27 protein-coding genes and 2 pseudogenes are annotated in these 26,464 nt (G+C 34.9%); 2 read left to right on the top strand and 27 right to left on the bottom strand.

Annotation, left to right across the window (positions count from 1 at the left end):
* Window positions 1–14: 14 nt before the first annotated feature.
* The 26 genes from ACFSCZ_RS00525 to ACFSCZ_RS00400 form a co-directional block, all read right to left on the bottom strand.
* Window positions 15–3,413: a pLS20_p028 family conjugation system transmembrane protein gene (locus tag ACFSCZ_RS00525; protein WP_380771490.1), complete on the bottom strand. Its 3,399-nt coding sequence runs from the start codon at window positions 3,411–3,413 to the stop codon at window positions 15–17.
* Between the two features lie 73 nt (window positions 3,414–3,486).
* Window positions 3,487–3,996 (bottom strand): hypothetical protein, encoded by a 510-nt coding sequence (locus ACFSCZ_RS00520; RefSeq protein ID WP_144460339.1) that lies wholly within the window; start codon window positions 3,994–3,996, stop codon window positions 3,487–3,489.
* Between the two features lie 28 nt (window positions 3,997–4,024).
* Window positions 4,025–5,119, bottom strand: coding sequence for a DUF262 domain-containing protein (locus ACFSCZ_RS00515; RefSeq protein ID WP_380771488.1), 1,095 nt, complete (start codon window positions 5,117–5,119; stop codon window positions 4,025–4,027).
* Between the two features lie 123 nt (window positions 5,120–5,242).
* Entirely contained in the window at window positions 5,243–6,124 is an 882-nt protein-coding gene (locus ACFSCZ_RS00510; protein WP_380771486.1) for a WxL protein host-binding domain-containing protein, read from the bottom strand.
* Window positions 6,099–6,467 carry a WxL protein peptidoglycan domain-containing protein gene (locus ACFSCZ_RS00505; RefSeq protein ID WP_380771484.1) on the bottom strand — a complete coding sequence of 123 codons (369 nt, stop codon included), beginning with the start codon at window positions 6,465–6,467 and terminating at the stop codon, window positions 6,099–6,101. The genes ACFSCZ_RS00510 and ACFSCZ_RS00505 overlap by 26 nt, the downstream gene beginning before the upstream one ends.
* Window positions 6,468–6,496: 29 nt before the next feature.
* Complete coding sequence (locus ACFSCZ_RS00500; protein WP_380771483.1) at window positions 6,497–9,277, bottom strand: DUF6273 domain-containing protein; 2,781 nt, start codon at window positions 9,275–9,277, stop codon at window positions 6,497–6,499.
* Between the two features lie 138 nt (window positions 9,278–9,415).
* The gene (locus ACFSCZ_RS00495) at window positions 9,416–10,003 is read right to left on the bottom strand and encodes a WxL domain-containing protein (RefSeq protein WP_380771481.1); all 588 of its coding nucleotides are present in this window, start codon (window positions 10,001–10,003) and stop codon (window positions 9,416–9,418) included.
* A 62-nt stretch (window positions 10,004–10,065) separates the two neighbouring features.
* Window positions 10,066–10,245 (bottom strand): hypothetical protein, encoded by a 180-nt coding sequence (locus ACFSCZ_RS00490; protein ID WP_380771479.1) that lies wholly within the window; start codon window positions 10,243–10,245, stop codon window positions 10,066–10,068.
* Window positions 10,246–10,421: 176 nt separating this feature from the next.
* A complete protein-coding gene (locus ACFSCZ_RS00485; RefSeq protein ID WP_380771477.1) occupies window positions 10,422–10,844 on the bottom strand; it encodes a hypothetical protein in 423 nt (140 codons plus the stop codon).
* A 20-nt stretch (window positions 10,845–10,864) separates the two neighbouring features.
* Window positions 10,865–11,629 carry a hypothetical protein gene (locus ACFSCZ_RS00480; protein WP_380771475.1) on the bottom strand — a complete coding sequence of 255 codons (765 nt, stop codon included), beginning with the start codon at window positions 11,627–11,629 and terminating at the stop codon, window positions 10,865–10,867.
* A gap of 9 nt (window positions 11,630–11,638) precedes the next feature.
* Window positions 11,639–12,835 (bottom strand): ATPase, T2SS/T4P/T4SS family, encoded by a 1,197-nt coding sequence (locus tag ACFSCZ_RS00475; RefSeq protein ID WP_380771474.1) that lies wholly within the window; start codon window positions 12,833–12,835, stop codon window positions 11,639–11,641.
* A 20-nt stretch (window positions 12,836–12,855) separates the two neighbouring features.
* On the bottom strand, window positions 12,856–13,104 hold the full coding sequence (locus tag ACFSCZ_RS00470; RefSeq protein ID WP_380771472.1) for a YdbC family protein: 249 nt from the start codon (window positions 13,102–13,104) through the stop codon (window positions 12,856–12,858).
* A gap of 26 nt (window positions 13,105–13,130) precedes the next feature.
* Window positions 13,131–13,835, bottom strand: coding sequence for a flagellar assembly protein FlaJ (locus ACFSCZ_RS00465; protein WP_144460322.1), 705 nt, complete (start codon window positions 13,833–13,835; stop codon window positions 13,131–13,133).
* Between the two features lie 24 nt (window positions 13,836–13,859).
* Window positions 13,860–16,091, bottom strand: a complete 2,232-nt coding sequence (locus tag ACFSCZ_RS00460) for a VirD4-like conjugal transfer protein, CD1115 family (protein ID WP_380771471.1) — start codon at window positions 16,089–16,091, stop codon at window positions 13,860–13,862.
* Window positions 16,092–16,493, bottom strand: coding sequence for a hypothetical protein (locus tag ACFSCZ_RS00455; RefSeq protein ID WP_380771469.1), 402 nt, complete (start codon window positions 16,491–16,493; stop codon window positions 16,092–16,094).
* A gap of 90 nt (window positions 16,494–16,583) precedes the next feature.
* Window positions 16,584–16,784 carry a hypothetical protein gene (locus tag ACFSCZ_RS00450; protein WP_120075985.1) on the bottom strand — a complete coding sequence of 67 codons (201 nt, stop codon included), beginning with the start codon at window positions 16,782–16,784 and terminating at the stop codon, window positions 16,584–16,586.
* Window positions 16,781–17,530 carry an IS21-like element helper ATPase IstB gene (gene istB, locus ACFSCZ_RS00445; RefSeq protein ID WP_120075983.1) on the bottom strand — a complete coding sequence of 250 codons (750 nt, stop codon included), beginning with the start codon at window positions 17,528–17,530 and terminating at the stop codon, window positions 16,781–16,783. Before istB ends, ACFSCZ_RS00450 begins: the two co-directional genes overlap by 4 nt.
* Window positions 17,530–19,128: an IS21 family transposase gene (gene istA / locus ACFSCZ_RS00440; RefSeq protein WP_380771466.1), complete on the bottom strand. Its 1,599-nt coding sequence runs from the start codon at window positions 19,126–19,128 to the stop codon at window positions 17,530–17,532. Before istA ends, istB begins: the two co-directional genes overlap by 1 nt.
* 42 nt (window positions 19,129–19,170) lie before the next feature.
* Complete coding sequence (locus ACFSCZ_RS00435) at window positions 19,171–19,779, bottom strand: hypothetical protein (protein ID WP_380771464.1); 609 nt, start codon at window positions 19,777–19,779, stop codon at window positions 19,171–19,173.
* A 12-nt stretch (window positions 19,780–19,791) separates the two neighbouring features.
* Complete coding sequence (locus ACFSCZ_RS00430; protein ID WP_144463433.1) at window positions 19,792–20,070, bottom strand: hypothetical protein; 279 nt, start codon at window positions 20,068–20,070, stop codon at window positions 19,792–19,794.
* A gap of 69 nt (window positions 20,071–20,139) precedes the next feature.
* A complete protein-coding gene (locus ACFSCZ_RS00425) occupies window positions 20,140–20,496 on the bottom strand; it encodes a hypothetical protein (RefSeq protein WP_144463432.1) in 357 nt (118 codons plus the stop codon).
* A 16-nt stretch (window positions 20,497–20,512) separates the two neighbouring features.
* Window positions 20,513–20,809: a hypothetical protein gene (locus ACFSCZ_RS00420; protein WP_380771461.1), complete on the bottom strand. Its 297-nt coding sequence runs from the start codon at window positions 20,807–20,809 to the stop codon at window positions 20,513–20,515.
* A 15-nt stretch (window positions 20,810–20,824) separates the two neighbouring features.
* Window positions 20,825–21,247: a hypothetical protein gene (locus ACFSCZ_RS00415; protein ID WP_144463430.1), complete on the bottom strand. Its 423-nt coding sequence runs from the start codon at window positions 21,245–21,247 to the stop codon at window positions 20,825–20,827.
* A gap of 102 nt (window positions 21,248–21,349) precedes the next feature.
* Window positions 21,350–22,801, bottom strand: a complete 1,452-nt coding sequence (locus tag ACFSCZ_RS00410; RefSeq protein ID WP_244943942.1) for a toprim domain-containing protein — start codon at window positions 22,799–22,801, stop codon at window positions 21,350–21,352.
* The gene (locus ACFSCZ_RS00405) at window positions 22,758–23,792 is read right to left on the bottom strand and encodes a hypothetical protein (protein WP_380771458.1); all 1,035 of its coding nucleotides are present in this window, start codon (window positions 23,790–23,792) and stop codon (window positions 22,758–22,760) included. Before ACFSCZ_RS00405 ends, ACFSCZ_RS00410 begins: the two co-directional genes overlap by 44 nt.
* A gap of 34 nt (window positions 23,793–23,826) precedes the next feature.
* Entirely contained in the window at window positions 23,827–24,486 is a 660-nt protein-coding gene (locus ACFSCZ_RS00400; RefSeq protein ID WP_144463428.1) for a hypothetical protein, read from the bottom strand.
* 20 nt (window positions 24,487–24,506) lie between these two features.
* Here ACFSCZ_RS00400 and ACFSCZ_RS00395 point away from each other — a divergent pair.
* Window positions 24,507–24,746 (top strand): annotated as a pseudogene (locus ACFSCZ_RS00395) (hypothetical protein); the annotation flags it as partial.
* A gap of 226 nt (window positions 24,747–24,972) precedes the next feature.
* Window positions 24,973–25,122 (top strand): annotated as a pseudogene (locus ACFSCZ_RS00390) (winged helix-turn-helix transcriptional regulator); the annotation flags it as partial.
* Between the two features lie 334 nt (window positions 25,123–25,456).
* Here the strand turns inward: ACFSCZ_RS00390 and erm are convergent.
* Window positions 25,457–26,317 carry a 23S ribosomal RNA methyltransferase Erm gene (erm, locus tag ACFSCZ_RS00385; RefSeq protein ID WP_096550139.1) on the bottom strand — a complete coding sequence of 287 codons (861 nt, stop codon included), beginning with the start codon at window positions 26,315–26,317 and terminating at the stop codon, window positions 25,457–25,459.
* Window positions 26,318–26,464: the final 147 nt, after the last annotated feature.

Raw genomic sequence — 26,464 nt, 5'->3', positions numbered from 1 at the left:
CACTCCCCCTATTATTATCCCCTTATATCATTATTGTTTCCTCTAATATTCGTACTGTTAATGGAGATAGGAGTATCAGAACCTAATGGCGTTCTAATTTCCCTCACAATATTTTTTGTACCACTGATAATTTTCTGTTTACCTAAACGCACCTTATTCGCTCCTTTTTGAGCGACATTTAATTGAGCCTGATGCAACTTAACCCCAGCTAAACGTACAGTTTGTCTAGGGTGTGCTACAGCCCGAACCGTGTTTACAGCCGACTTCCCAATCGCCCTAGTAGTAAAGCCTGTTGCTTTTCTAATCGTTTGACCAAACGCATATCCTGAATTACCTGCTCTTGTTACCTCATTACGCAAGCGTTGAAAGGACGGACTGCCCGTAACCCATCCACCTTGATTAGAACCACCCTGCAACATTCCTTGCATTTGTTGAATTTGTTGATTACTTGCTTGAACTTGGCTAGTAAGACCTTGAATTTGTTGTGAAATTACTTTCACTGGACTAGCAATAGGAGTATTGGCGGTTCCGCCACTACCTGTATCTATTTGTGAAGCAATTGGTTTTTGAATCCCACTTTGTCGAACAGGGCTTTGACCTGTATTTTGTTGCGATACGTGAGCAATTGCACCACTACCTGCATTTATTGGTGAAGCAATTGGTGTTTGAACCCCTTTGCCTTGAACTGGTTTTGCAGGAACAATCAGACCTGATGATGTTTGTGTATAACCGGATGGGATGTTCATATTCCCTTGACTAATCCGTTTTGCACCACTACCTGCATTTTGTGAAGCAATTGGCGTTTGAACCCCTTTGCCTTGAACTGGTTTTGCAGGAACAATTAGACCTGATGGTGCTTGTGTATAACCGGATGGGATGTTCATATTCCCTTGTCGAATCCCTTGAATGCTTTTATTTGCACCACCTCCAACTTGTCGAACAGGGCTTTGACCTGCTTTTTCTTGCGATACATGAGCAATTCCACCGCTACCTGCATTTATTGGTGAAGCAATTGGTGTTTGAACTCCTTTACCTTGAACTGATTTTGCAGGAACAATCAGACCTGATGGTGCTTGTGTATAACCGGATGGGATGTTCATATCTCCGTGTCCGATCCGTTGGATATTTTTATCCAAACCATCACCAACTTGTCCAATAGGGCTTTGACCTGCTTTTTCTTGCGATACATGAGCAATTCCACCACTACCTGCATTTATTGGTGAAGCAATTGGTGTTTGAACTCCTTTACCTTGAACTGATTTTGCAGGAACAATCAGACCTGATGGTGCTTGTGTATAACCGGATGGGATGTTCATATCTCCGTGTCCGATCCGTTGGATATTTTTATCCAAACCATCACCAACTTGTCCAATAGGGCTTTGACCTGCTTTTTCTTGCGATACATGAGCAATTCCACCACTACCTGCATTTATTGGTGAAGCAATTGGTGTTTGAACCCCTTTGCCTTGAACTGATTTTGCAGGAACAATCAGACCTGATGATGTTTGTGTATAACCGGATGGGATGTTCATATTCCCTTGTCGAATCCCTTGAATGCTTTTATTTGCACCACCACCAACTTGTCCAATAGGGCTTTGACCTGCTTTTTCTTGCGATACATGAGCAATATCACTCGGACTTAAACTTGGTATTGGTGCTTGTTCTTGAATAGCTCCACCACTACTTGCATTTATTTTAGATGGATCACCTAAGTTACCATCAGGAATTTTATCAAAGTTTTCCTTGCTTATATTACCACCCGGGTCTGAATCACTAATTTGTTCATTTGAAATGTCACCCATAGACAACTGCGTTGTTTCATTATTACTTGGTATAGGTTGAGCATCAATATCTCTTGATTGCCCACCTTTCAATTGTTCTTTTGAAATTCCACTGTTATCCAAACCTAAAGGGTTACTTCCTCCCGAGCTTGGCACTTTAGGTACAGGTGTTTTAGAACGTTGGCGACCAGCAACACCTTTCATAGCACCAGCCCCAAAACTTGCTAAACCAGCCCCTTTTCTAGCCACACCTCCGATTAAATTCTTCGCACCTTTACCAAGTTTCCCTGCTAAACCTGCGGCGGCATACGCACCCATTAAAGCACCATAGCCTGAACGAAGCCCTGCGTCAATTCCCATTAAACGCTGAACAATATCAGGAGCATCAATAACAGCCCAAGCACCTGCAATTAACATAAGAACAACGCCAATACCGCCTATAGCAGGTTTTAAACCGCTAACCCAATTAGCATAAAGCGTAAAGAGCTTTAAAATGAAAACCATAATAAAGATAACCCCAAATGTATTGGCTATTTCAGCAAGTATTTTTTTTGTACGTTGTCCTCCCGTTAGATCCGTTACAGCAACAAACATTCCAAAAATCTGATGAAACGCAAGATCAAAAATTGCTCTTCCTACTTTAATGACTGTAATAACCAAAGCAAAAGCAGTGATTAGTAAAGAAAATATCGTTGTACCCCAATTAACATGGTAACGATAATACGTTTCTTTCCCAAGTTCAGTGAACATTATTTGTGAATCTCCTAATTCCTGTACAACTTTTTTAGTACCATTTCCTGTAGGAACAGCCTTATTTTTTAATAATTCTTCGGATTTATCAGATAAGGACTTACCCCACTTTTTGAATCCACCTTTTTTCTCCGATAGGCTTAAATCTAACTTTTCATTAACACTAATATCAGTGATCTTTCCATTTAGCTTATTAGCATATTTATATTCTGTTGTACCAACCTTAACGTTATTCCTATTAATTGGTCTTGGTGGAGTAGAACTATTTCCAACATACTTAGTGCCTTTTCCTGCTGTCTTGAAATCCTTGTCAGCATAATATTTCAAATCGACAACATTACTTTTAATGACCCCTCCGGCCAATCCACCAGGATTATGTTTGTCCATATGATCCATTCCTACGTTTACTACCTTACCCAAAGAACTCATTAAAACCGGAATGATAACAACAACAGCAACCGCCATCAATATATTGAGGATTACTTCCCCTCTTTTTTCAATCTTGTTCATCATAAATTGAAAACCTAATACAAAAACGGCAATTACAAATAAACCAAACACTAACGGTTTAACGACATTCATTAACCCTTCCATGTTAGGAGACGAATAAAAGTTATTCATAGTCACTACTTTTGTCACTATATCTTCAAAATAATTATTCAACCATGCTAAACCCTTAATTATCGCCCAGCCTACACTACGCAAAATATCATCATATAACCATCCACTACTTATATGCATAACGGAGTCCATTTTCTCATATTCATCCAACAACTCTTCATCCGTAACTGCAAATGCGTATTTTGTGACAAGCAAAGAAAAAATTGAAAGTAGGCTTGTGAATACGAATAAAATAGAAAACTTCTTCAACTTTCTTTTCATAAAGTTTATAAACCACCTTCCCATAAAAAAAGAACCTACTCATTTGAGAGTAAGTTCTCCTTATATTAATGACTTATTTAATTTCGATGTTATGAGCGCTTAGATATGCTAATATATCTTTAATTCCCGAATTGATATTATCCATTTCCTTCAAATAATCTTTGCCATCATTTAACCAATCTTTATTTTTATGATCATATCCGTTTTCCAATCCAGCCAAACCATCTACAACCAAAGTCAATTCGGCATATGAAGGACTCCAACCACCTCGCGAATCAGGATGCTCATATTTATTTTCTAACACCTCTAATTCATCCTCATCCATATCAATCATATTAATAAAATATGCTTTTAAATTATAATCTTTTAATGCTTGATCATATGCTTTTATAAAATTGGTACGATCAATATCATCTTGATTTTCAGCATATGCGAGCAACAAAAATGTTTCCTTGTTGTCAAACTTCTTTTCTAATTCTTTTAAACTAATTTCATTGATTCCCACCTTCGATGTACTACCACAAGCGCTTAAAATAAGAGTCAAAAGAAAAGTCATTCCTAAAGCAAAAGATTTAACTTTCAACTTTCACACCCCTATTGAAACATTTAATCTATTTAAATCTTTTATTGTATAACTTCATATATTTTTCCATATGACGAAGCATTTCGTTCATCCTACCAACTGCTTTCTCCTTTTTAGTTGAACCTGCACCTGTATATTTTTCATAATCAGTTTCAAGAAGTATTGAAGCATTTTCTTTTGAAGGTTTAAATGCTTCTTTAAATTCAAAAGCCCATTCATTAAACTCGTCACCCGATACAACCATTTCTTTTGCCTTTATGGCTGTTATGAGTGTCATCGGGAAATGAACCTTTCGTAAGAGCAAAGTTTCCTTTCTGTCGAAAGCTTCTGCCAAGTAGTCCATTGCCTGTTGCACTTTTTCTAGCAATTCCCGTTTTCGTTCAGGATCATCCTTAAATGTGCTTGAATAATCCGATATGGTTCCTTGGGTAACATCCTTATACTCATACGAATCATCGAGCATCATCATCGTTTGAATGATCGCAGTTAGATGACTGTCAGCTTTCAATTGTGTCTTTGAAAAAGAACTATATTCTTGAATCAATTTGTGTTGTCCTAGTTCATTCAGTCGTTTCGCCCATTCAACACCCATTAGTGCCTTAGCTTTTTGTTGTGTTGTGAGTGCCAGACCATTGTTCATCCTAAAAAACAAATCTTCTATTTCTTCATCGGTAGCCGTTTCGCCATCTATTGTATAGGTAACAATTGTTCGAGATATAATCATATCCTGAACTTCTTCATCCAATTCTGAATAGAATTTCCCCGCTATTTCAAACTTTTCATCATCAATAGTTACTTCGGGAGTATCTTCATGAAGTCTGAAAAAGCCCTCTACAAAGTTTTTCATAGTCAAAATTCGCTGTTTTCCATCCAACACGTATCGAAGATCAACTATTTCACGTTTCACTTCACCTTTTTTCTCAACCATCACTTCTTCTTTTACGCCGAGAAAGTAAACTGGTGGAATAGGATAGTTTTGAGCAAGTGAATGGATCAAATACGACTGTTGTAGGTGCTTCCATTGACCACCTGAACGTTGTATGGGATAGTCAAATTTTATTTTACCCTTATCACTCATGGTTACAAGCTGTTTGACATTCCAACTTATATTTTTAATTTCCACCCCAATCCCCCTCTATCCATTTTTCCTTCTATTATATCGTAAAAAAGGAAAAATTTATGAAAGATTGTTAAATTCTTTGAGAGGTATTGGTCGGTAGAAATTGTTACTCTTTAATCTTAGGATTTACACTCTATCGTTTTTGTTGTTTATGGTTTTGTGATAGGCATAATAATATTCGCCATTTTGTTCACTTTGCTTTTTTGTATAGTAATGGACAAACTTATAATTATGGTCATTAGCTGTTTTATTTTTCGGTTGAAGTTTGTCAAAGTTAGGACTTTCCTTATCAATAATTAAACTTGGTTGTTCATCAGTAAGCAAAACAAAATATTTAGTTTTCTTTTTCATATAAACAACAATCCCGATCACAGGGAATAATAGTAAGATCCAATAAGGGAATCCTCCCTTTTCAATCGGTGCTTTTAAAACTTTCGTTATTTTGTTGTCGTTCTTATCCTTCTTAACGGTATATTCAAATTGAGATTTAAAGTCCATAGTCTGTTCAACCCCATCCTTATCTTTGTATGTTAATGTTCCCTTTAAAATATAGGGTTTGTTTTGTTCAATTTCCTCATAATCAAAAGGAATACTAAAGTTTGTTTTAGTCATTGGTGCAAAATCAATTTTCTCTTTGGAAAAGAACAGTTTTTCTCCTTTAAATTCTACCTCATAATCAATTTGAACATCCTTTAACAATAAAGGACTGTCCATTGTTATAGGCAATCTAACGGCATAATAGCTTGGCATTGGTTCAAGAAACGGCTTCCCGATTTTAAAAGAATAATTTTTTGTTGTTGGGAAATTAACCGCAATCCCATAAACTGTATTGATTTCATTTTTAATTTCAAACGAAACACCCTTATTATTTGATTCTTCGATCTCCCCTTCACCTTGGAAAGCCACTGCTCCCAAAATAGTGCCTTCCATTTTAGGCATATTAACTTTTAATCGAACAATCTTACTCTCTCCACCATCTAATTCAATTTTTTTTTGGTACTTGAACATAATTTCGCATTTCATATTTTTCATCAATTATTACATTGTGTTCAGTTTCTTCTGCTGTATACTGGATACCTCCATTAGTTGATGTATAGGCATTTAACATTTTCGCATTTATGGTTTGTTTTTTATTTGTTTTATTTGTAACTAGAAATTCAAATTCTTGTTTTAATGAATTGTCTTTTGGTGATACAGAGATGTAATGTTCAATACCTTTATCTTGGTTTGCTGGCAAAATAGGTTCTACAAGATATGGTAACCCACCTTCACTTGCACTTACATTTTTAGAAGTAAAAAAGCCCCCCATCATTAATAGAAAGAGGACACTCAAACTTAATATTTTTTTCATGTTTTCTCTCCTTCACTCACATGAATAAATTACGGTGCTGATATTAAATCCCATGTTAATGTAGATTCATATTTTCCTTTTTTGGCTGTTGTTGGATCAATCAATAGTTCGAGTGCTTCTTTCGGAAAGACAACACTGAATTCCCCTCTTGATTGATTACTTTGTAAAACCGTAATTTTTCCGTTATCAATGTGTTGTGTTTCTTCAAATCCTTTCTTTGGCAATGAACCATTACCATCTAACCGATTGATGGAAGCTACTGGCTTTAATTTCATAGAACCCTTTGGTAAGGTGAATGATTCCCCGACTAATTTCATAGGAGTAGCTGTTACATCTAACTTCCATTGATTCGTTCCATCACGCCAATCTTTGATTAAAATTGGTGTAACATCCGTTGATATGGTTTCAGGCTTATCTTTCAAAATAATACTTCCAAAACTGGAAACGGCGGGTTTTTCAAATGATATTGTTTTATCAATGTTGGTCACTGTATATGATTTACTTGATTGGTTTCCTGCATGATCTTCAACAACAAATGTGTATGACCCATTTTCTTTAACTGTATAACTTGCTTTATTATTATTTACCCATTGTCCATTAGGACTTTTGATTCTCTTCACACCACTGCCACCTTCGTCAGTTGCGGTAACATTTAAGACCACATCATCATGCGTAATTTTGGTTGTACTTGGCTGGATAGATAGGTTAGGTTTTACCTTGTCGATTTTTACTTCGATACTTTTACTAGTTATTCTCCCTCTGTTATCTAAAACATCAAATTTATACGTACCTGTTTTTGTTGCTGTATAAGTGTATCTTCTATCAAAAATCTCTTCCCCTGATGGCAGTGTTATTTTTTTGATTTCAAAATCCTCTACATCAAGTAATTCATATTTTAAATTTCTGAACTCGACCGTATATGGATGAACACTCCATACTTGGGGATAATCGTATCTGACTCCTACTTGAAGATTGTTATAATAATCATTTCCCACTGTCATAATTACATCAAATTTTTTAGGCTTATTTTTTATTTCGGATAACTTGGCTACATACTGTATTGGATAAGTAGTTCCGATTATATAGCCATCTACCAATGGTGTCCTTTGTGTATATGTTACAGAGACACCAATCCGGTAATCGTCAACGGGTCGATCAGCTTTTATTAATTCAACTTCACCGGAAATTCTAATTCTTTTGTGTGCATACGAAATTTTATTTGGGTAAGTATGAAAATTTTGTGAGAATCTATTCAATTGAACTTTATTAGTTTGATAATCCTCAAAATCATTGGATGCTTCTATATTTATTTTTACATCTTGATTTGTCCAACCTTGGTGGGAAGGGATTATATCAACAGTAGCAGGAGGATTAAGATTATTTATTGGAATCATAATTCCTGTATAGTTTCCTGCTTTGTCAACAGCCTGAAAATAATAATTTTTATTTTGTTCTATTAATACACTAGCATGATCACTTTTAAGCTCCGTTCCATCATCCAAGATAATCTTTTCTATTCCGCTTTCATCTTCTGCCTTTAGATACAACATAAAGTTAGCATTTTTTCGTTCATCTAATTCCTGCCTATTTGTCACATATAATTTAGGGGGTTTCGTATCCCCGTACTTATTGTAAACTTTCAAATCATCAGAGATGCTTATGTCCTCTTTAGCAAAGTTTATACTTTCAGAATATCGGTAAACCTTATCCCCTTGTTTTTGGTACTGTTTTTGAGTTAATATCCTTTCTGACCACAATAAAGGGTATCCTTCTGGCGTTTTGTTAATAACAATCCACTGTATAGCCTGATTATTATATTTTCCAAAAGTAACTTTTTCTCCTATAGTTAATTCATGTGCCTTTTTGCCATTTAAAATAGTTGTTGGTTTTAAATGAATCGCAGGCACTATTCCTTGTTCAGTACTCGTTCTTACTCGCCCTATAAACCCATTTGAGTCAATAAAGAGTGGTTGCTCAAAATTTCCATTCCACAAATTAGCTGTTGACCACCAATTTCTGTATATTCCATTTGTATCTTGTTTCCTTAAACTAATGCCCTTTTGCTGGATATAAAAATGTATTTCATGAGGACTTAACAAAAATACTTTGTCGTTGACATTATGATAGTAATAATCCTTCCAATTGACGTTAAAATCACGTATCGCATGGTTCATGTATTTAAATGTATTGGCTCCACCATCAGGGAAAATTGCTAATGCTTTTATTCCACCATCACGAACTCTATTGTCCTTTCCAACTAAGATTGAACGTCTTTTAGTTACAGCTATTGCATTTCTTTCCGATTCAGTAAATTCATATAAAAAACCTGATTCATTTTTGTAATCAGGGGGTATATTAGTATATTTCACATTTTTTTGATCACTGTTTAACCACTCTCGAATGTTAGAAGTTGCCCAATAACTTGCCCCATCTCTAATTCTATCATCACCTAAAGGCATTTCTTCTTGATTGGGAATACTAAATGAAGAAATATTACTTTTGGCTGTTTTTTCGTTTTTCACTATCTGTTCTTGGATGGAGTTTTCATCTTGTAATACTTTCTCTTTTTGAAATTCTTTCCTTTCTTCACTTGCATCCCCTATATTTTCTATCTTCCTATCTTTTATAGTCGAATTTTCCATAATCGGCGTTGAAACCTCTTTATTATTTTCTTCTATATTGGATTCTACTTCTTCTATATCAGCTTCCACCACCTCTACCTCTTTTATGTTTTCGCTATGTCCTTGGGTATTAACAGGTAGTAGAAGTGCTAATAAAAAAGCCATTATGCTAATGGTAATATTTTTCATTTTAACCACAACCTTTCTTTTTTTATTACACTTTCTATAATCAAAATGTTTTTCTACATTTCTAACCATAGAAAGAGCAATAATGGACGTGTAGTAAGAATAAAAGAGGACAGATTAAATCCATCCTCTTTTCTAATGTTATGGTGCTTGTACTAAATCCCATTTCAAAGTGGATTGATATGTCGCTTTGCTTCCGTTTAAAACTTTTGCGGTAGTTGGATCAACTACTATGGAAAGTGCATTTTTTGGAAATTCAAAATCAAACACTCCCATTCCACCGCCCGCATCGGCTTTAACAACAGCGACCGTTCCATCATCAATCACCTTGTTTGAATCCATGGTCTTTACAGGCAAAGCACCCTGACCTGTACCAACACGTTTAATACTAGATACAGGTTCTAAACTTAACGTTCCTTTAGGCAATGTATTTGTACCATCAGTAAATTGGCTAGCTGAAACATCTACCCTCCAACCTGCTTGTGTTCCACGCAAGTCTTTCACAGTAAATTTGTCGTTAAAAGATGTTTTATAGGTTTGTGGAGTGGATTTTAACTCAATTTCTCCAAATGATTCAATATCTGATGTAGCTAAAGAAAACTCACCACTTTTGATTGTTACATCAACCTCATTTGATTTTGTATCAGCAAATGCTCCTGTTGCAAAAGATAAACTCATAACTGATACTAAGCCTACCCCAAATAATTTCTTTGAAAATTTCTTCAACATCAATTGACCTCCATTATTAAATGTCTACAAGTTTGTTCAACCATAAGAGAATTGTAGATTTGTTACTTAGCACCTCCCCAATTCATACCTGAACCACTAAAGACACTATCTACCATGTTGTTAAAACCATTGCTAATCTTTGTCATGATAGGATCGAACACACCTGTTGCAAATGCAACAAATATTCCAAAGATGATTAAGACAACAAGTATCAACGTGATTGCTCCTTTATGGCTATCCAATGTCTTTCACCCCCTTCTAAAGAAAAACTTCTAAAAGCCAGCTTTTAGAAGTTTTTCAAAATCAATTATGAACTTCTTGGGAACAACAGGAGTCGAACCTGCATTAAAAACCTCAATTCCCATATAAAAAAGCCACACAACGTATGTTATGTAGCTTTACTTCCCAATCATATAATTCATCTTTCCATAATTTTCTCCCTGTTCTTCCGTGTTTCTCTTTGTTCTTTACCTATCCTTTCATCCCTAATATATTCTTCTAAATCAATGTTTAAATCTTTTTCAGGGTCTAAAAAAATAACTGAATCCTTCTCTCCTAGTCGGTCATAAAAACATTCTTGTAACTTTCTATACTTATCAACGGATAAAACATCATACATGTAAACTACGGTTAAATTTTCATCTAAATCGGATAAATCGACACCCACATTTATATCTTGAGGACAGATATATAAATCATCCCTATCTTCATAATCACCATTTAAAATACCCAAACGATATTCCTCTTGGTTTTGTTTATCTACCATAACGAAGTCTGCAATAAATTCAGGTACTTCCTTATAAATAGTAGGTTCAATTCTAGCTGAATATCTATTTAGCATATTTTATCTTCCCTTCTTAGTTATAATCTTACTGATATATCTAAGTTTTTCTTTTGTAACAAATATAAATTTATCAAGATTAACAAATACGTAATAGCAATCACAGTAAAACTAATTGCACTCATTTCTAAAAATATATCCCACAAAAAAGGAGCGTTGATACGCAAAATAACCATCATGCCCCCAACCATCCCAAGGACAGTATATACGTGAGTTGCCCAGCTTTTACGTTTCTTATGCAACTCATCACGTTTTTTTAATTCAAAAATAATATTCTTTTGAATATGACTAAACAATTCGGTACTGTCTCCACCACGTTCGTATTTAATCATCAAATTTTGGTGAAATTGGTCAAGAGAACTAAAATTGTATTTTCTGAAATGTTCTGTTTCCAATCTTGCTTCTTTACTTTCTAAAATTTCGATTGTTTTTTGTATATCTTTTTGGATATGCTTATCAACTGTGTTTTTTGTTGCCTTTAAAGCATGAAGTACGTTACTTCCTGTTCGTAAATAGAAAATCATATTTGTCACATATTTTAATAACTCACTCAAGTGGTATTCGTGCGTTTTTAATTTACGGTTGGGATATACGAATACAAAGAAAAAGTATGCTGTTCCGACTAATCCAGTGATAATCGAAAACAACATACTTTTAGTTAGGAAGTAAAACAATCCTAAATGACCTGCAAATAATAACAAAGTATATAATAGGATTTCCCATCCCAAAAAAAGAACCTTCAACTCTTTAAACAGTTCTTTCTTTGTCATTTTTTTATTATTCATCCGTGAAGCTTACCTCCTTTCGATTGTTACCCCATTCCAAACTTTTTTGTAATCCGATTTAATAAATTCATCGGGCAATAAATGGAATAATTTTTTATCTTCTAACATGGTTAGCGTTTCATTCGACAATGGATTTATTGTTTCTTTGGGTACATATAGTTTACTCTTCGGATCATAAACTTCTTGGTATTTGTATAAGTGCCTTCCGACAACACCCGATGGTGTATAATCGGTATATTCCACAATTTCTTTGATTCTCCTGATCGCTTTATTGTTAACAAATTCCAACTGCAAATGCATACCAAATCGAAACAATTCTGTGATCTCTTTGCCAATAATCTGCTCATCTATCGTTTGGTATGCAGGTGACTGTTTAATCATTGGTATAAAGCGAGAAGGTATCCGCATAGCATTTTTCGCATGTACTGTTGTGACAATCGAATGACCCGTTTTAGCACCATCTAACATATCAGACGACTCTGCCCCACGAGTTTCCGCAACAATAATCCAATCAGGATTGTTTCTCAAACTCGCTTTAACTAAATCCTGCATCGTGACTTTCTTTTCTCTATCTTCTGATGTTAATGTTTGCCAACTCATAATATCTTTATCAGGATATAGTGCTTTGATATGGCTATCCCGAGTATCTTCTAGTAAATTAATTTTTTGGTTGTTAGGAATAAGACCGACTAAAAGTTTTTGTAATTCCGTCTTACCCGTTCCTGTAATCCCGGAAATCATAATATTGCTTCCTGCTAAAACCAGCACTTTTAACAAAGATGCCACTGGATTTTTATTAATTTCCGTTTTATCAACCACAATTGGAGTGGATTTTTCGTAAGAAATTTTCGGTAGCATCTCTTGTATGTTTCTCACGGCAAGTCGTGGTCTTGATACACGAACAGCAAGAGTAGTCCCGTCAGGGCTGACCGATTCATGTACTGCATTTATCCGTAAATATTCAAAATCTGTATCAAGGATCGGTTCACTATCCGTAATGTCTTTTTTTTGCTCCATTGCCATTGACTTTACTAAACGTCTAACTTCCTCTTCTTTTGGTTGAATTGATGCCATTTGATATGGTTTATCATTGTATTGAACCCATAAATGTGTACCATTAAAACGTATATCGGTAATCGCATCATCTTGAAGCATAACCTTTAAAAACGAATGATCGATTATTTCTTGTATCCGTTTATTATTCATCTTTTCTCATCCCTTTCTTTTTAAGCCATTGTTTGAAAGTGTTCAGGCAAATCAATAATCGCATTTTTTAAAGCTAACATTTCATCATGTCGAAGCGTTATACCCTTACCACTATCCAATTTGTCTTTTGACCACCAACGAATATCATATTTCGCTTCCTTTCCATACCAACTAACAATATTTAATTCTTGAGTCCATCCATTTTTCCCCTCTCTTAATACCGCAATATGTTTAATTATTGTCACGGCATCATTTTTATTTTCACTCAAGAATATCCCCCTCTCTTTTTAAGTTTCTACATAACTACTTTTAATGCATCCATTATATCTCCTAAGTAATAGAACAAGATTGCACCTGCATATCCCAAGAGCAAAAACAGAGAAATAAAAATAGACATATATCCATACTTTTCTCCCGACATCATCTTACGTTCAATTAGTTCATTGACCTTGTTTTCATCCAGCCCTTGAATATAATCTCGCAAGTCATGTAAGGTATCTTTTTTGACCCCGTATTCACTGAATTGATAAATCATATCCATGATGGTGTAAGCTTCATTTGTACCGACAAATTCGGCAAAAGCAATGTAATAATCTCGGTGATTGTCCTTTTCAATGTTTTTCACTAACTTTTCCAGTTCACGTTTTAAAGGCTCTCCTGTATACGGAATTGTTGCCTTTAATGTTTGATAGATGTTACCTGATGAAGAGAGTAACCCCATGAAGCTTTGGAGAAATTGCGGGAATAAAAAAGAAGTCCGCAACTCTTCATTTTTTTTCAAACTAATTAAACTAAAATAAGGCAACTTATATCCTACATAAAAAGCAAGTGGAGTCAGAAGAAGCCATAAAGGTTTTTGCATGATTAAAAAGCCGACAGCAAAAATAAAAAATAACACGAATCCGTAAATTAATCGTGTTATCCTAAAACTTTTTTTATCTTTTTTAAAATAATCCAAATAGGCATCTATATAGCTTTCCTTAATTATTTCGGTAAACATGTATTATCCAATCCCTCCCATTTATCAGTTACCCTCTTCTTCTTTTAGCTTTTCCAATTCTTCACGAACCGAATTGGGACTCTTTCTCCGCACTCTTGAAGTAGGAACAGGAGCAACCTTACGCAATTCTTCTCTCCACGAATTAATCAGGCGGTCAGGAACATATTTGTTCGCAATAGTTAAAAACCTTTCTGCAATATTCATAGGCAAACGCAATTCGTATACCATATAACTCATCAAGTGTAAGAAAGTCCAATCGTCAAATTCCTCTACGTAAGGAAACTTTCTACTTGATTGAGACACAAATGTAAGGAACATACGCTTCATATTTTGATATTCTTCACTTGGCATAATATCGATCATCGGAACATACATATCACCTTCACCTTTAGCCGTAAATACAATTCGAGATAAATCTAAGTCATGGTAGGTAGTTGACATTAAAGGCAGATCTAATATTGATTTACTGTTATCAAAATCATCCGCCAAGTACTCCCATCGGAATTTATGCGCTGTCACACCTGTGTTAAATATGGGTTTTGGAACAATTTTTCTTCTTTTATTATCCTGCCTTTTGTTCGCTCGAACGACCACTGACTCACCCTCTTTTAATTGCATGAGTTCATCAGGCATCATAAGGGGTCTTTCCTTAACTGCTTCACTATGCGACTTATCCATTGATAGCAGTTTTCCACTTCGGCTGATATCTGTTATAGTTTTCGTTCCGATTAATGCGCTATACTGTTCGGCTGTTTGTTTATCCTTCGTTAGGATATAAATTTGATTGGAACAGTTCCCGATAATCGTATCTGCCTCATCTCCATATTGGGATTTTATTTGAGAATACGCTTGAACGACCAGGTGAAAACGAAACCCTCTACCTGCTCCTACCGTAACCATTCCAGCCATACCTTCAATAGTAGGCATGTTTCCAAACTCATCAAGCAAGAAATGAACATGTCTCTTCATTTTTCCCGATGGACTCATTGTTGCTTTTTCAGCATTCACTCGGTATAACTGACTCACGAAAATACTAGCTAAAACATGGTTTGACTGGTCATAATCAGGAGTAACCATGAATATAGCAACAGGCTTATCACCAAAACCAACATCCGTTAAATCCAAACTGTTATAACTCGTCAATTTAGCATTAGGCTCTAACGTAAAAATTTGCAATTTAGACATAGCAGTTGTAAAGATACTTCCCCGTGTATTTCCACCTGCAAAGTTACTTGTCGCATACATATTTTTAGCAGGTGTATTATCTTCTCTTGCTTGGAAAAATTCATCTAATGCATTTGTTCCACTATCTTCATCGTTATCACTACCTTTGCTGGCTAGGAAGTTGGCAACAGAATACATATTAACTTTTTCTTCCTTGCCCGTTTTAACAGCATCCTCCGTAATCGCTAATATGATTGCTGTCACTAAAGAGATAGCACAGTCATTCCAAAACGGATCTTTTGCATTGGGATCGTGATATAAACTAAAAGCAATACTATTGGCATATTGTTGTGCCAAGCTCGGATTACCTTTCTTCCAAGCATCTACAACTAATTGTAACGGATTAAATCCCATACCCATGTGTTGTTGGATTAAATTAAAAACATGTACCTCATATCCACGCTTCTTTAATGTTTCATAAGAAGCCCCCGCAAGCTCCCCCTTTGGGTCATTTACTACCAAGGATGGTTTATCTTTCGCCCGACTCAAAACGTCTATCATAGGGAAAACAAAAGTTTCACCTTTTCCGGATCGGGTAATTCCGATAACCATAGTATGAATTGGACCTTCGTCAATCAACAATCTATATGGTCTGTACTTTTCTTGCAGTCCTGAAATGATTACTCCACCACTACCGTCATACTCTTCTTTCTTAGCAGGTATAATTTTATATTGCTTTTTTAGTTCTTTTACCTTCTCAAATTCACTAGTACCATGTTGTCCTTTATTTAGGCTGTCATAGTTCATTTTGATGTTATAGATAAACTTGATTAACCCGATTGCAAGAACAAAATAAAATGCAATATAAAATTCTATTATTTTAGGTTGAAAAACAAACACGCTTTGCCAATTTAATGAAAATGAAATATTTTCATCGGGATTATTCATCATTGTTACAAGGACATTGCCCACTTCTTGCAAAAAAGCCAGCAAAAAATTTGCAACAAAAAATGAAAGAAATAATATCACAAGAATAATTACCGCAATGGTTTTTTTGCTCGTATACTTTTCAAAGAATTCACTTTCCCTCATTCATCCACCCTCTCTTTCCGAGACAAAAAAATCACCCTGTGTTTTTTCACAGCGTGATTTACCTACGATATTTTCCTTTTCTCTACTGTTCATTAAAGAATGTTTAAATTCAGGAAACGTTTTATATTTATCTATTTTAGGCACTGGATCAGGTATGATTCGAGCATTAACATGCTTCATAAGGATGTGAAATTTTTCATCTTCACGCAACCATTCACTTACCTTTTTATTTCCACTCCAATCATGCACTATTTTTTGCAACGGTTTTTTTGTTGCTATATTGTAATCATATATTTTTCCTTTTTTATTAAATAAGACACCAAAAATAGACGTTCTTCCCTTTTTTGAAGAAGGACATAGGTTAGCTCCACCTCTGCCATCTTTTTGACCCACTTGGGACAAGAAATTGATCCACTTAGGACAGAGATGAGCCACTACTAGTAGATTTATAAGCAGCCATTGAAATCTAATATATTCCAATGGCTGTTTAGCTTATTTAAAACTCTTACCGTCTAGTTGTTTATTAATTATCTCTTGAGCTAAGCTAACGAGTTCATCGTGGTCTAATCCCTCTTCTTCTCCCCAAATACATGGAGGTAATAATTTCTCTTCCACTTCGCGCATTACTTCATCAGGTAAATACATGTGAAGGAAATACCTTGCTATACGGATTTCAACTTCTTCAGGGATCACTTGGATACCGCCAATCCATGACGTTCTCTCATCGAGACTTTACCGTCAATAAGTATATTGTAGGAATCATGCACAATCCTATCTAGAATGGCGTCTGCCAGTGTGCTTTCGCCAATTTTATCATGCCATCCCCTAGGATCAAATTGGGAACAAAAGATAGTTGAGCCCTGCTGGTGGCGTGCTTCTACGATTTCAAGAAGGTCTCTTGATTCCGTTTCTTTTAACGGAGTTAATAGCCACTCATCCAAGATTAGTAGGTTTACATTCTTGTATTTTTTCATTACCTTTCTATACGTTCCTTCTCCTCTTGCGATCGCCAATTCATCCAATAAATCAGGTAATCGGATGTATTTTACTTTATAGAATTGACGACACGCAGCGATGCCAAATGCACAGGCTAAATACGTCTTCCCATTTCCGGAAGCACCCATTAATATAATATTGTGATGCTCTTCAATATAATTACCAGTTGCCAATCGCAATATTTGTGCCTTATCTAGCTTTCTATCCGGATGATATTCAATATCTTCAATACACGCCTGCGTGTCCCGTAATTCTGCTTGTTTGATTAGGCGATCAAGCTTATTGTTTTGCCTTCTGGACCATTCAATATCAACCAGTAATCCAAATCTATCTTCAAAAGATAGTTCTTGATATTCCGGATTTCTCAATTGTTCTCTAAATGTTTCTGCCATCGCAGACATTCTCATGTCATTTAATTTTGTTAAAGTGTTATCGGTTGTCATTATTTTTTCCCTCCGTAGTAATCAGCGCCACGAGTAAAGCCGTATGCGTTATCATTTTTTGGTGTGTCCATTTGTTCGCTTGTTTTCTCCAATGGTAATTTATCATGTCCTGTTTTTAGGATTGTTTGTATGCTTTTAAGTTTTGGGCGTGGCGTATAAGACAATACTCTTTCACACGCCTTCTCTATGCGTTCGATGGAGTATTTATCTGCTAGTTTCATCAATGCATAGGTCGATTTCAACCCTTGCTTTTCTGTTGGATAAGATTCTAGTATTCTTTCAATGGTTAATAGGGTGGAAGGACCGGTTGTGGCACCCCACTCTAATATAAACTCCTTATCAAACGATGCATACTTTCTATGATCCCTAGGCATATGATCAGGAATCGTACTGAAATCCCCACCTGTTTTATTTGATCTTTTGTGCGAAGCAATCCGGATATTCTTATAAAACACTTCAACTATATTTCTCGTTACTCGAACGTCTACTGTACATTTGATATAATCATAGGGAACAGAGTAATAATTATTATCTATTTTCACATGATAATCGGGCTGGACAACGGTCTTCGCCCAGCTCGCAATCTCGTATGGTGAATGAGGCAGGGGAATTAATGCAAATTTTTCTTCTTCTAAGAATGCTTCCTGCCTGTTCCCTTTTCTCTTTTGGAAAGATTTTGTATTCACCACATCTAATTTCTCTCTAATCGCTTTGTTTAGCTCAGCCAAAGAAAAGAACTTCTCATTACGAAGAGAAGCGATAATCCAAGTCGATATATGGCCAACATTCCCTTCTACACTTGGCTTGTCCTTGGGCCGGCGTACACGTGCTGGGATAATAGTAGTCTGGTAATATTCAGCCATTTCCTGATAGCTCTGATTAATAATTGGATCGATACGGGAAGACTTGGTCACTCCAGTCTTCAAGTTATCCGGTACAATAACCCTTGTGACTCCCCCATAAAATTCAAAAGCATGGATATGAGCCGTAATCCAACTCTCTATATCCATGGATAAAAATCCTTCTACATATGCATATTGACTACATGGCAATGCAGAAACAAAAATATAAACAGGAATTTCTTCTCCTGTTAGATTGTTTGTAAGATGCATCGTTTGACCTGCCCAGTCCACTTCCATTTGTTCTCCAGGTTTTCTTTTGATGCGCATGGTTGCTTTGGTTTTCCTGGCATAATCAGTGTAAAATCTACAAAACTGGCGATAACTGTACGGAATTTCATCATTTGCCCTGCTCTGTAAAGAATATTCGTCCCATAAAAGAGAAAGTGTTACCCCCGTTTTAGCCAATTCTTTATGAATATACTCACAATCAGGCTTTCGTCGATGGTCTGAAGGAACCTTTTTCTCAGGAAATAAAATCATTTGTAAATCTAAATCTGTCACGTCATCTTCGATTGGCCACTGAATTTTCTTCTCTTCCGCTCGCCGAATTACTTCTCTAATCGTGTTCCTTGAATGACCACAGCTTGAAGCTATCCCCCTTTGTGTGACTTCCTGCGAGTGAAGCCTTAAAATTTCCCGATACTTAATCACAAAAAAACCCCCTATAAATGAATTTGCACGTATGTGCTCCTTCATTATATAGGAGGGTGGGTCAGCTATGTCTTAGGTGGATCAATTTCATGGCAGAGGTGGATCAAAAAGATGGCACAACTGGGTCAATTGCATGGCTGTAATCATTTTTTCGAGTAATTGGATTTTATGAATCCTCAAAGGGGTATCCTGAATGAATTCATATATATTTTCATTACTTCCGTGACAATAAAAAAATCCTAGTTTTTCGGCAACTAGGTTTTCTTTATAACGTTCTATTATATGTTTATAATCTAAATTGGAAGCTTCCAAAAATTCTTTGTACCAATCTTCATTCTTGAACTTTTCATACACTTGTAAAACTTCCAATTTTGTCTGATAAGGAAAAACATCAAGTGTAGAAGTGATCCTGTCTCTTTTTATTTCAATTATATTGTTTGTTTTTATGACCCCATATAACGGTTTATCGTTATAAACAATCCCTTTTGGAACTCGAACTTCATCACCCAACTCTTTATAATCAGGCTTTTCTGTCCTCCCCCCCTTGGATGTTATTCTCACTGCAAAAACACTATTGTTTTTCTTGTTATATCCTAATACCATTGCAGGTCTTGGTTTGTGATGATCTTTATTCTTTGAAAAAAAGTCATAATACCTAATTAAATCTCCCGACTTATAGTAATGTCTAAAACTCATAGTCCACCTTCTTTACTGATGTTCCATCGAGTTTAACCAATCTTCATAATCTTCATCTTCAATAACATACTGATCAACTAGGTAAATCATATCAATGCCACGCATTTTATTTTTTTCTTTGAGAACCTCTAATGCTTTTTCAACATAGTGCAACAAATCTTCGTCTATAAGCATTTCTTCCTGTATTTGTTTTGCTGTTTTTCCTTCTATCGAATAATTTTTCAAGAAATCTAAAGAACGAGTGTACTCTAAATATGCATCTTTGCTTGAAAAATCATTTCTTGTTTTCAACACATAAATCCCCCTTTTAAAAAAAGAGTATATCACTTTATTTTAGCAACCTTTCTATAATTCAGCAATTCATCTTCTTGCTACAGACACAACATTATTCGTACTTAAATTCTCTTCGCCACGAACATTTTTGTATTTATAATCAAAATCAATGATGATTGTTTCTCCGAATGGTCGCTTACCATGAACCGGCACTCCTGAATCGTTTTTAAACGTTATAGTATATCCTTTGTCATTCAAGTTTCGCACTATATTGTTCACCTTATCGGTCACTCCGCCTTCTTCCTTTACTATGGAAGTAACCTCTGTAGTAATTTTCATAAAAGCGTGTTGATGCACGCTTCCTATACCTACTTGTAAAAATATAGGTACAATAAATGCGATAAAAATCGCCATTGAAAAGATAGCCCCTTTTATCTCACTCAATGATTTTTACCCCCCTTTACAAATGTTGGTTAACAAAACTCTCAATAAATTCATTCATACTTCTAAAGAAACTTTCTTCATCTTCTACATGTACTTCATAAGAGAACACCTTATTTTTTCCAACATTTTGTGTAACTACTGATGCACCACAAAAAACAAATACTGGAACAACTTTTGCTACGAAGAACGCCCTTTTAAGTTTATTTACATCAACGTCTAATTTATTTTCTAACAACTCTACTAATGAACCATTGTAAAAGTTGACAGTAGATTTTCCATCTTCTAAGAAATAAAAGTTTGCTATCGTTTTCATTTTAAAATCCCCCATTTACTCTCCTAATTGATTTATAGCTAAATGCCTTTCAGAAGTGGCTTTTACTTCTCCTTTTTCATTAACATATTGAATCCGAAATTGAACACTTCTAATTTCCTTATCAACGTTAGTTACTTGTCCATTTTTATCAAAGAAAACATAGTCAAAATGAATATCATAAGGATGATTTTTTTGTACAGAAACTATTTTCGCTGTCAAATTCGCTATCAATTCATCTTTATCAAAAAACTGCTCATTGACTTTTCCATTTTCATTCATTTCACTTCTTATTGTTCCAGCACTTATCGTATCTGCTAACACTTCAATATCTGTTACAGTGTTTGTATTTATGTTTTGTATTGATGAAGCATAGGCAATACCTAAAACAAGTGCTATTACTAAAATGGATGCAAATATCCATTTTAACGGTGACATCATACTCGTACCACCCCTTTTTCACGCCGAACTAATGCACATAAAAAAGGCTATCCATTCAATAACCTTTAATAAATGTGATTAATTCAAATTTTAATAACTAAACTATCGAAAAAATTCTTTCCCCCGTGCCATTTTCTTATCTCGCTTTTCAAAAGCTGAAAGTGTTTCAAGAAACTTTCTTTTAAATTCTCTATCATTTCTCCTTAAAAAGTCGTATAGATTTTTCACATAAGGGGGTTCCGCTTGATTAGGGTAATCAAATTGACGATACTCTAAATCTAATGCCTTTATCACATTTGTTACATTTTTAAATTCTCTGTCGAGATTATCAGGAAAAGCTCCGACTATCTGTTTTCCTCTCAACAATTGCTCATTTTCCAGAATAAACTCTGTAATTTCAGCACAACGATTTCCTCTATTGTTTTCTAATGCAACAACTCCTACATTTGAATCAATCGCCTTAAAAGATACTGCATCCAATCGTGAATTGCAGATTACAACTGTTTCTGCATCATGTTCTACATCTATTAGATCACGGCTGTTTTGGTTAAAAGATTGTTTTACTTGGTGAAATTTTTCCTTGAAGCCAACTCTATTCTCGTTTAATAATTCGTTGGAATCGGTTATCCCATTGGGATATAAAAATATCTGATAATGGAAAATATCATTTTCTTCTAACGCTGTCATTATTTCAGCATTTGCCCTCCAACCAGCAACATCATCATCCATTGCCAAAACAATGTCCTTGTCTTGAAATAATCGTTTCTTTCGACTAATAAAATCTTTAATATTTCTCGTTTTAGCACTACCTGTCAATGCGATAAACCCCACACTAGGATCAATTTCTCTAAAACTTAATCCATCCAATACTGCTTCTGTTATAACGAGTGTTTTAGATTGGTTAGGTAGAGAAATAAAAAAATCCCTCGTTTCTTTTGAAGGATTTACAATTAATTGTATTTCTTTAGGTTCAATATTCGGTTCAATGCTGGAACGCAATAATATTCGATCAACATTATTGTCTTGCCCATATACTGGAAACACTAAATTCCGTTTACACATCCATTCATTTTTTGAATAATCTTTACCAAGTAAAGGCTCCATCTTACTAAACAAAAAAGCCACAAATTTTTCATTTTTAAAATCGACAATAAACTCTTTGGCAATATCTTTTGATATGCCACGATAACCATTATCGAGTGCTTCGCTCTCGAAATATTTTTGAACATGCTTAAATACTTTATTTGTCCAATTTAATGCTTCAACTTGTTTTTCCGTTAATTCAGGATATTCTTCATGTATTTTCTGTTTTTTATATGAAGCTTCGCTTACTTTTTCCTTGAATTGCAATATCATCCTTTCACCACAGAAGTTTTCACGGTTGCATTGAATAAAATTTAGATTGTTTTTATAAATAAAAGCTTCATTTCTTTGACATTCAGGACATGTACATAAAAAATAACGCCCTTTATCTTGAGCGTTAAGTTCATTGAGTGCATCCTCTATCGTTTTAAACGTTAATTTCTTCTGCGCTTTCCAACTCTTCCTCATCATCAACCATTCCCTTATCAATGTTCGAGTCTTTCGGAAGTGTTTCTTCTTTTCTCTTCTCAATTACTTCAAAGAAATTCTTAACAACAGGGCTAAAAATTAATGATTTTACCATGTCATCATTTTTAATCGCAAAACCACCAAAAAGTATATCATCGTATTTTTCATAAAATGACTGGATTAACTCATTGCTCAATCGGTAAGCTTCATCGAAACTTTGCGTTTTTGCAAAAGTAGAAAATAAATAGTCCTGCATTTCTTGAAAAGGTTCATACCTTGGATAAATAGCCCGAATCCTAGATTTTGGAACAGATTCATAATGCGCTATCACATAGTTTTTAAATCTATTAAAGTTCTCATCGTTCCCTAACCAAGTAATGACTCTTACCCTTAAAAAGTCAGACCAACTACCTTCATATTCTTCTTGATCCTGCTCTGATAATTCGTCATATGTTTGTTTAACTATGATTTGAAAGGACTCTTTTATAGAACCCATAATCACCTCTAATTCTGAATAAAATCCAGAAGATATATTTACGAAAATCCCATCAAACAAATCTTTTAGTCTCTCAAGCCTTAACAACAAAGGAAAGGGATCATTTTTGGGATTCCCCATATATTGGTCAAACCGGATAACAAAGGCTTTAAATTCCCTGTGTACCATTAACTCTCGTTCTTTAGAAGCATATTCGTTAATCTTATTGATATATTTATTTTTAAGATCTTCTTCCCACTCTTTATGCTCCAATATCGTTTGTTTTAACTGTTCTTCCAAGGATTGGCCGTTTTCAAATCGAACGGATGAGATAATCAACTGTTTCCCATCGACCCAACACTCAAACCCCTTTGGACTGGACACCCTCTTTTCATTTGTTAATCGAACCTTTATTTTTTCAACAATGGATTCAGCTTCACTCAAATAATAGTTTCTAGTTTCGTCTATTTCATTAAACACTTCACCATCATCAATAAAACGGATCATTAACTCTTTCACAGACACACCCCCTTTAAATTAAAAAGCCAAACTTTCAGCCTTGATGACTTATACCCTCTTTAACTGATTTTCTTTTTAACCTAAAATATCTCTTACGCCCCTCCACTTTCGTTTCACACCAATCTTTATTCCAGTGTGCTTGTAGGGTAGCCATAACTGATGGTTTTGGATTAGAGTAGTGAGTTTGAACCTGTTCTAAGATTTCATCTACTGTCATCCAACCTTCATTACTACGACGGAACCTTAAACAATCTTTTATGTTGTCAATCGTAATCGAGTATTCAGTAACACCCTCGCCACTTTTTACTCCACCAGTCGTAAGACGATGATGAGGTAAAACATAATCTCTTAATGATCTGCTGGGTTTATGCCTTTTTCCCCAGGAATGTACATATGCACAATTTTCATCAATATAAATGACCCCTATACCGTCTTGTTTTAGGTATCTAGTTGCCACTCTATTTCCATTTGTTTTGGGCTTTGGGATAGCAATAAACACATAGTCGGCTAATCCTATTGCGTTCTGGGCTTGTTCAATCAGCTTCCAAGTAAGTTTTCTTTTCATCTCAACAACAATGCCATATGAGTTGCCAAGACCAACTACATCGAAGTTTGCTACTTCAGCATAGACTTTACAGTACATTTTTTCTTCCAGTAGCTTTTTAACAGGCTCAAACAAATCTCTTTCTTTCATCGAACCACCCCTCTACAACGATAGTGATGGTGAAAGAGTATCCAAATCGAAATGTAAAAGTAAGTTATTTTAACCATCAACTATTGAGCAGTGATGGCCAATTGCAATTACATTTAACTCCTTCTACTCCCATATTGTTAACAAATGGGCAGTTCTTTTCAAAATATCCTGGGAACCGCGATTTAGTCGTGATTTATGGTCCAACAACTCGTAGCATTCCTGCACAAACTACTCCATATCGCATCATCGTTTTATGTTAAACTTACTATTTCTCCATGATGACAATCCCCAATCGTTAGAAGATTTTCTTACAATTGGGGATATTACTTATTTCACCAATTATGCGTTCTATCGTATTTAAGCACTCCTCTAGAACCCCTCTTTCAAATTTCTGTTCACAATGCTAATATAGTCAGTAAAGTAAAAAAAGGAAGTACAACTTAAAAGCATCATAATTGACAAAAAGATACTAAAGGAGTAATTAGAATAAATATAGAACCAGATTTTTGTCGTGTTGAAGATGCTTTAGGCATATTAGTCGGAAAATGGAAACCCATTATCTTATTGCATTTATTGAAAAATGGTACTCAAAGATTTAGTGATTTAAAACGAAGTATACCTGGAATTACACAAAAATTCTTCCATTTAATTAATAGAAAAGAAGTTGATACTTAACTGGCTTAAATATAATAAAAAAGGAGAATCCTTCTTTTACTTCTGTACATGATGAATGGAATGGATATCCTGATAGTTTTCACATTCATCCTCGTTTAAAACCTAAAAAAATTTAAACCCATGACATTTTGCAATGTGCAAAACTTCATGGGCTATTTTTCTATTTAGGAGGATTTTGTCCCAGCTCCTCCTCAATTTCTATTCTAATAATCTCATCTTGTTATTCAGATTTTATTGTTTAGTATGAGGTAAAGTAATTAGATTACCTTCAATTATAATGTTTATATTCCTTCATTTATCGTTTAGAATTTTTCCATTTGATTAATTTCCGCTTGTCTAATTTAGGCCATCTGTGTTTTGGAACATATTTTACCATCGTTTCAAACAACATACCCCATTGCTCTATTGATAGGATGCCAACTGGCGTTTCACTTTTTATGCCCAAACTTCTTTTAACCCTTTTGATTTGCTGTGCTGTAAAAATGCCCCTTAATGCAAAGTCAATTGGCATCTGCGGGTTTTGCAATACATAGTCTGCGAATCCCCAAAAAATGAAATAATCTTTATAAGGAACTTTTGGATTTACTTTTCTTTTTATCGTAATCAGTGCCGAATCTACTTTTGGTTGGGGAGAAAAGTTTTTCTTAGAAATTTCTTTTACGTATCGAATATCAAACCACATTCTCCAAGCAATGATATATGGATCCTTCACAAATTGAGAGGTGAATCTTTTTGCCGCTCCCTTTTCCATTACTATTGCTCCTCTCTGAAATCCACTTATCGGATGATTCAATAACATCTTCATAATGGGCGTCGTAATCGAATAGGGAATATTCGAAACAACGATAAAAGGTTCTTTCGGCAATTGAATTTGTAATATATCGTGATGAATGATTTTAACATTACCGGTTTCAGCAAATTTCTCTTTTAATAAACTTACAAATTTTCCTTCATATTCTATAGCCAGTATCCCCCTTGCTTTTTTACTTAACACCGACGTCAATGCACCTTTTCCAGCACCAAACTCTAAAACTAAATCATGTCGAGTTACATTTGCAATTTCTACTATTTCATTTATTAATTTCTTATTATGCATTAAATGTTGTCCTAAAAAATTGGGTGGTTCACTTCTTCGATGTTTACGATTTTTAGTCATTAATTCTTCTTCCTTTCTAAAAACGTATTGTCAAAACTTTTATATTAAATAGGCTATAGAATGTCTTTATAGCGGGCTTTATAAGCAAAAAAATTGCCACCCCCTGAATTCTAAGGATAATTGAAGTTACTACACACCCAAAAACCT

It is taken from the genome of Siminovitchia sediminis (genome assembly GCF_042680885.1).
Lineage (GTDB): Bacteria > Bacillota > Bacilli > Bacillales > Bacillaceae_C > Siminovitchia > Siminovitchia sediminis.
Note: the sequence above shows the minus strand (reverse complement) of the source record. Positions and strands in the feature narration are given on the sequence as shown.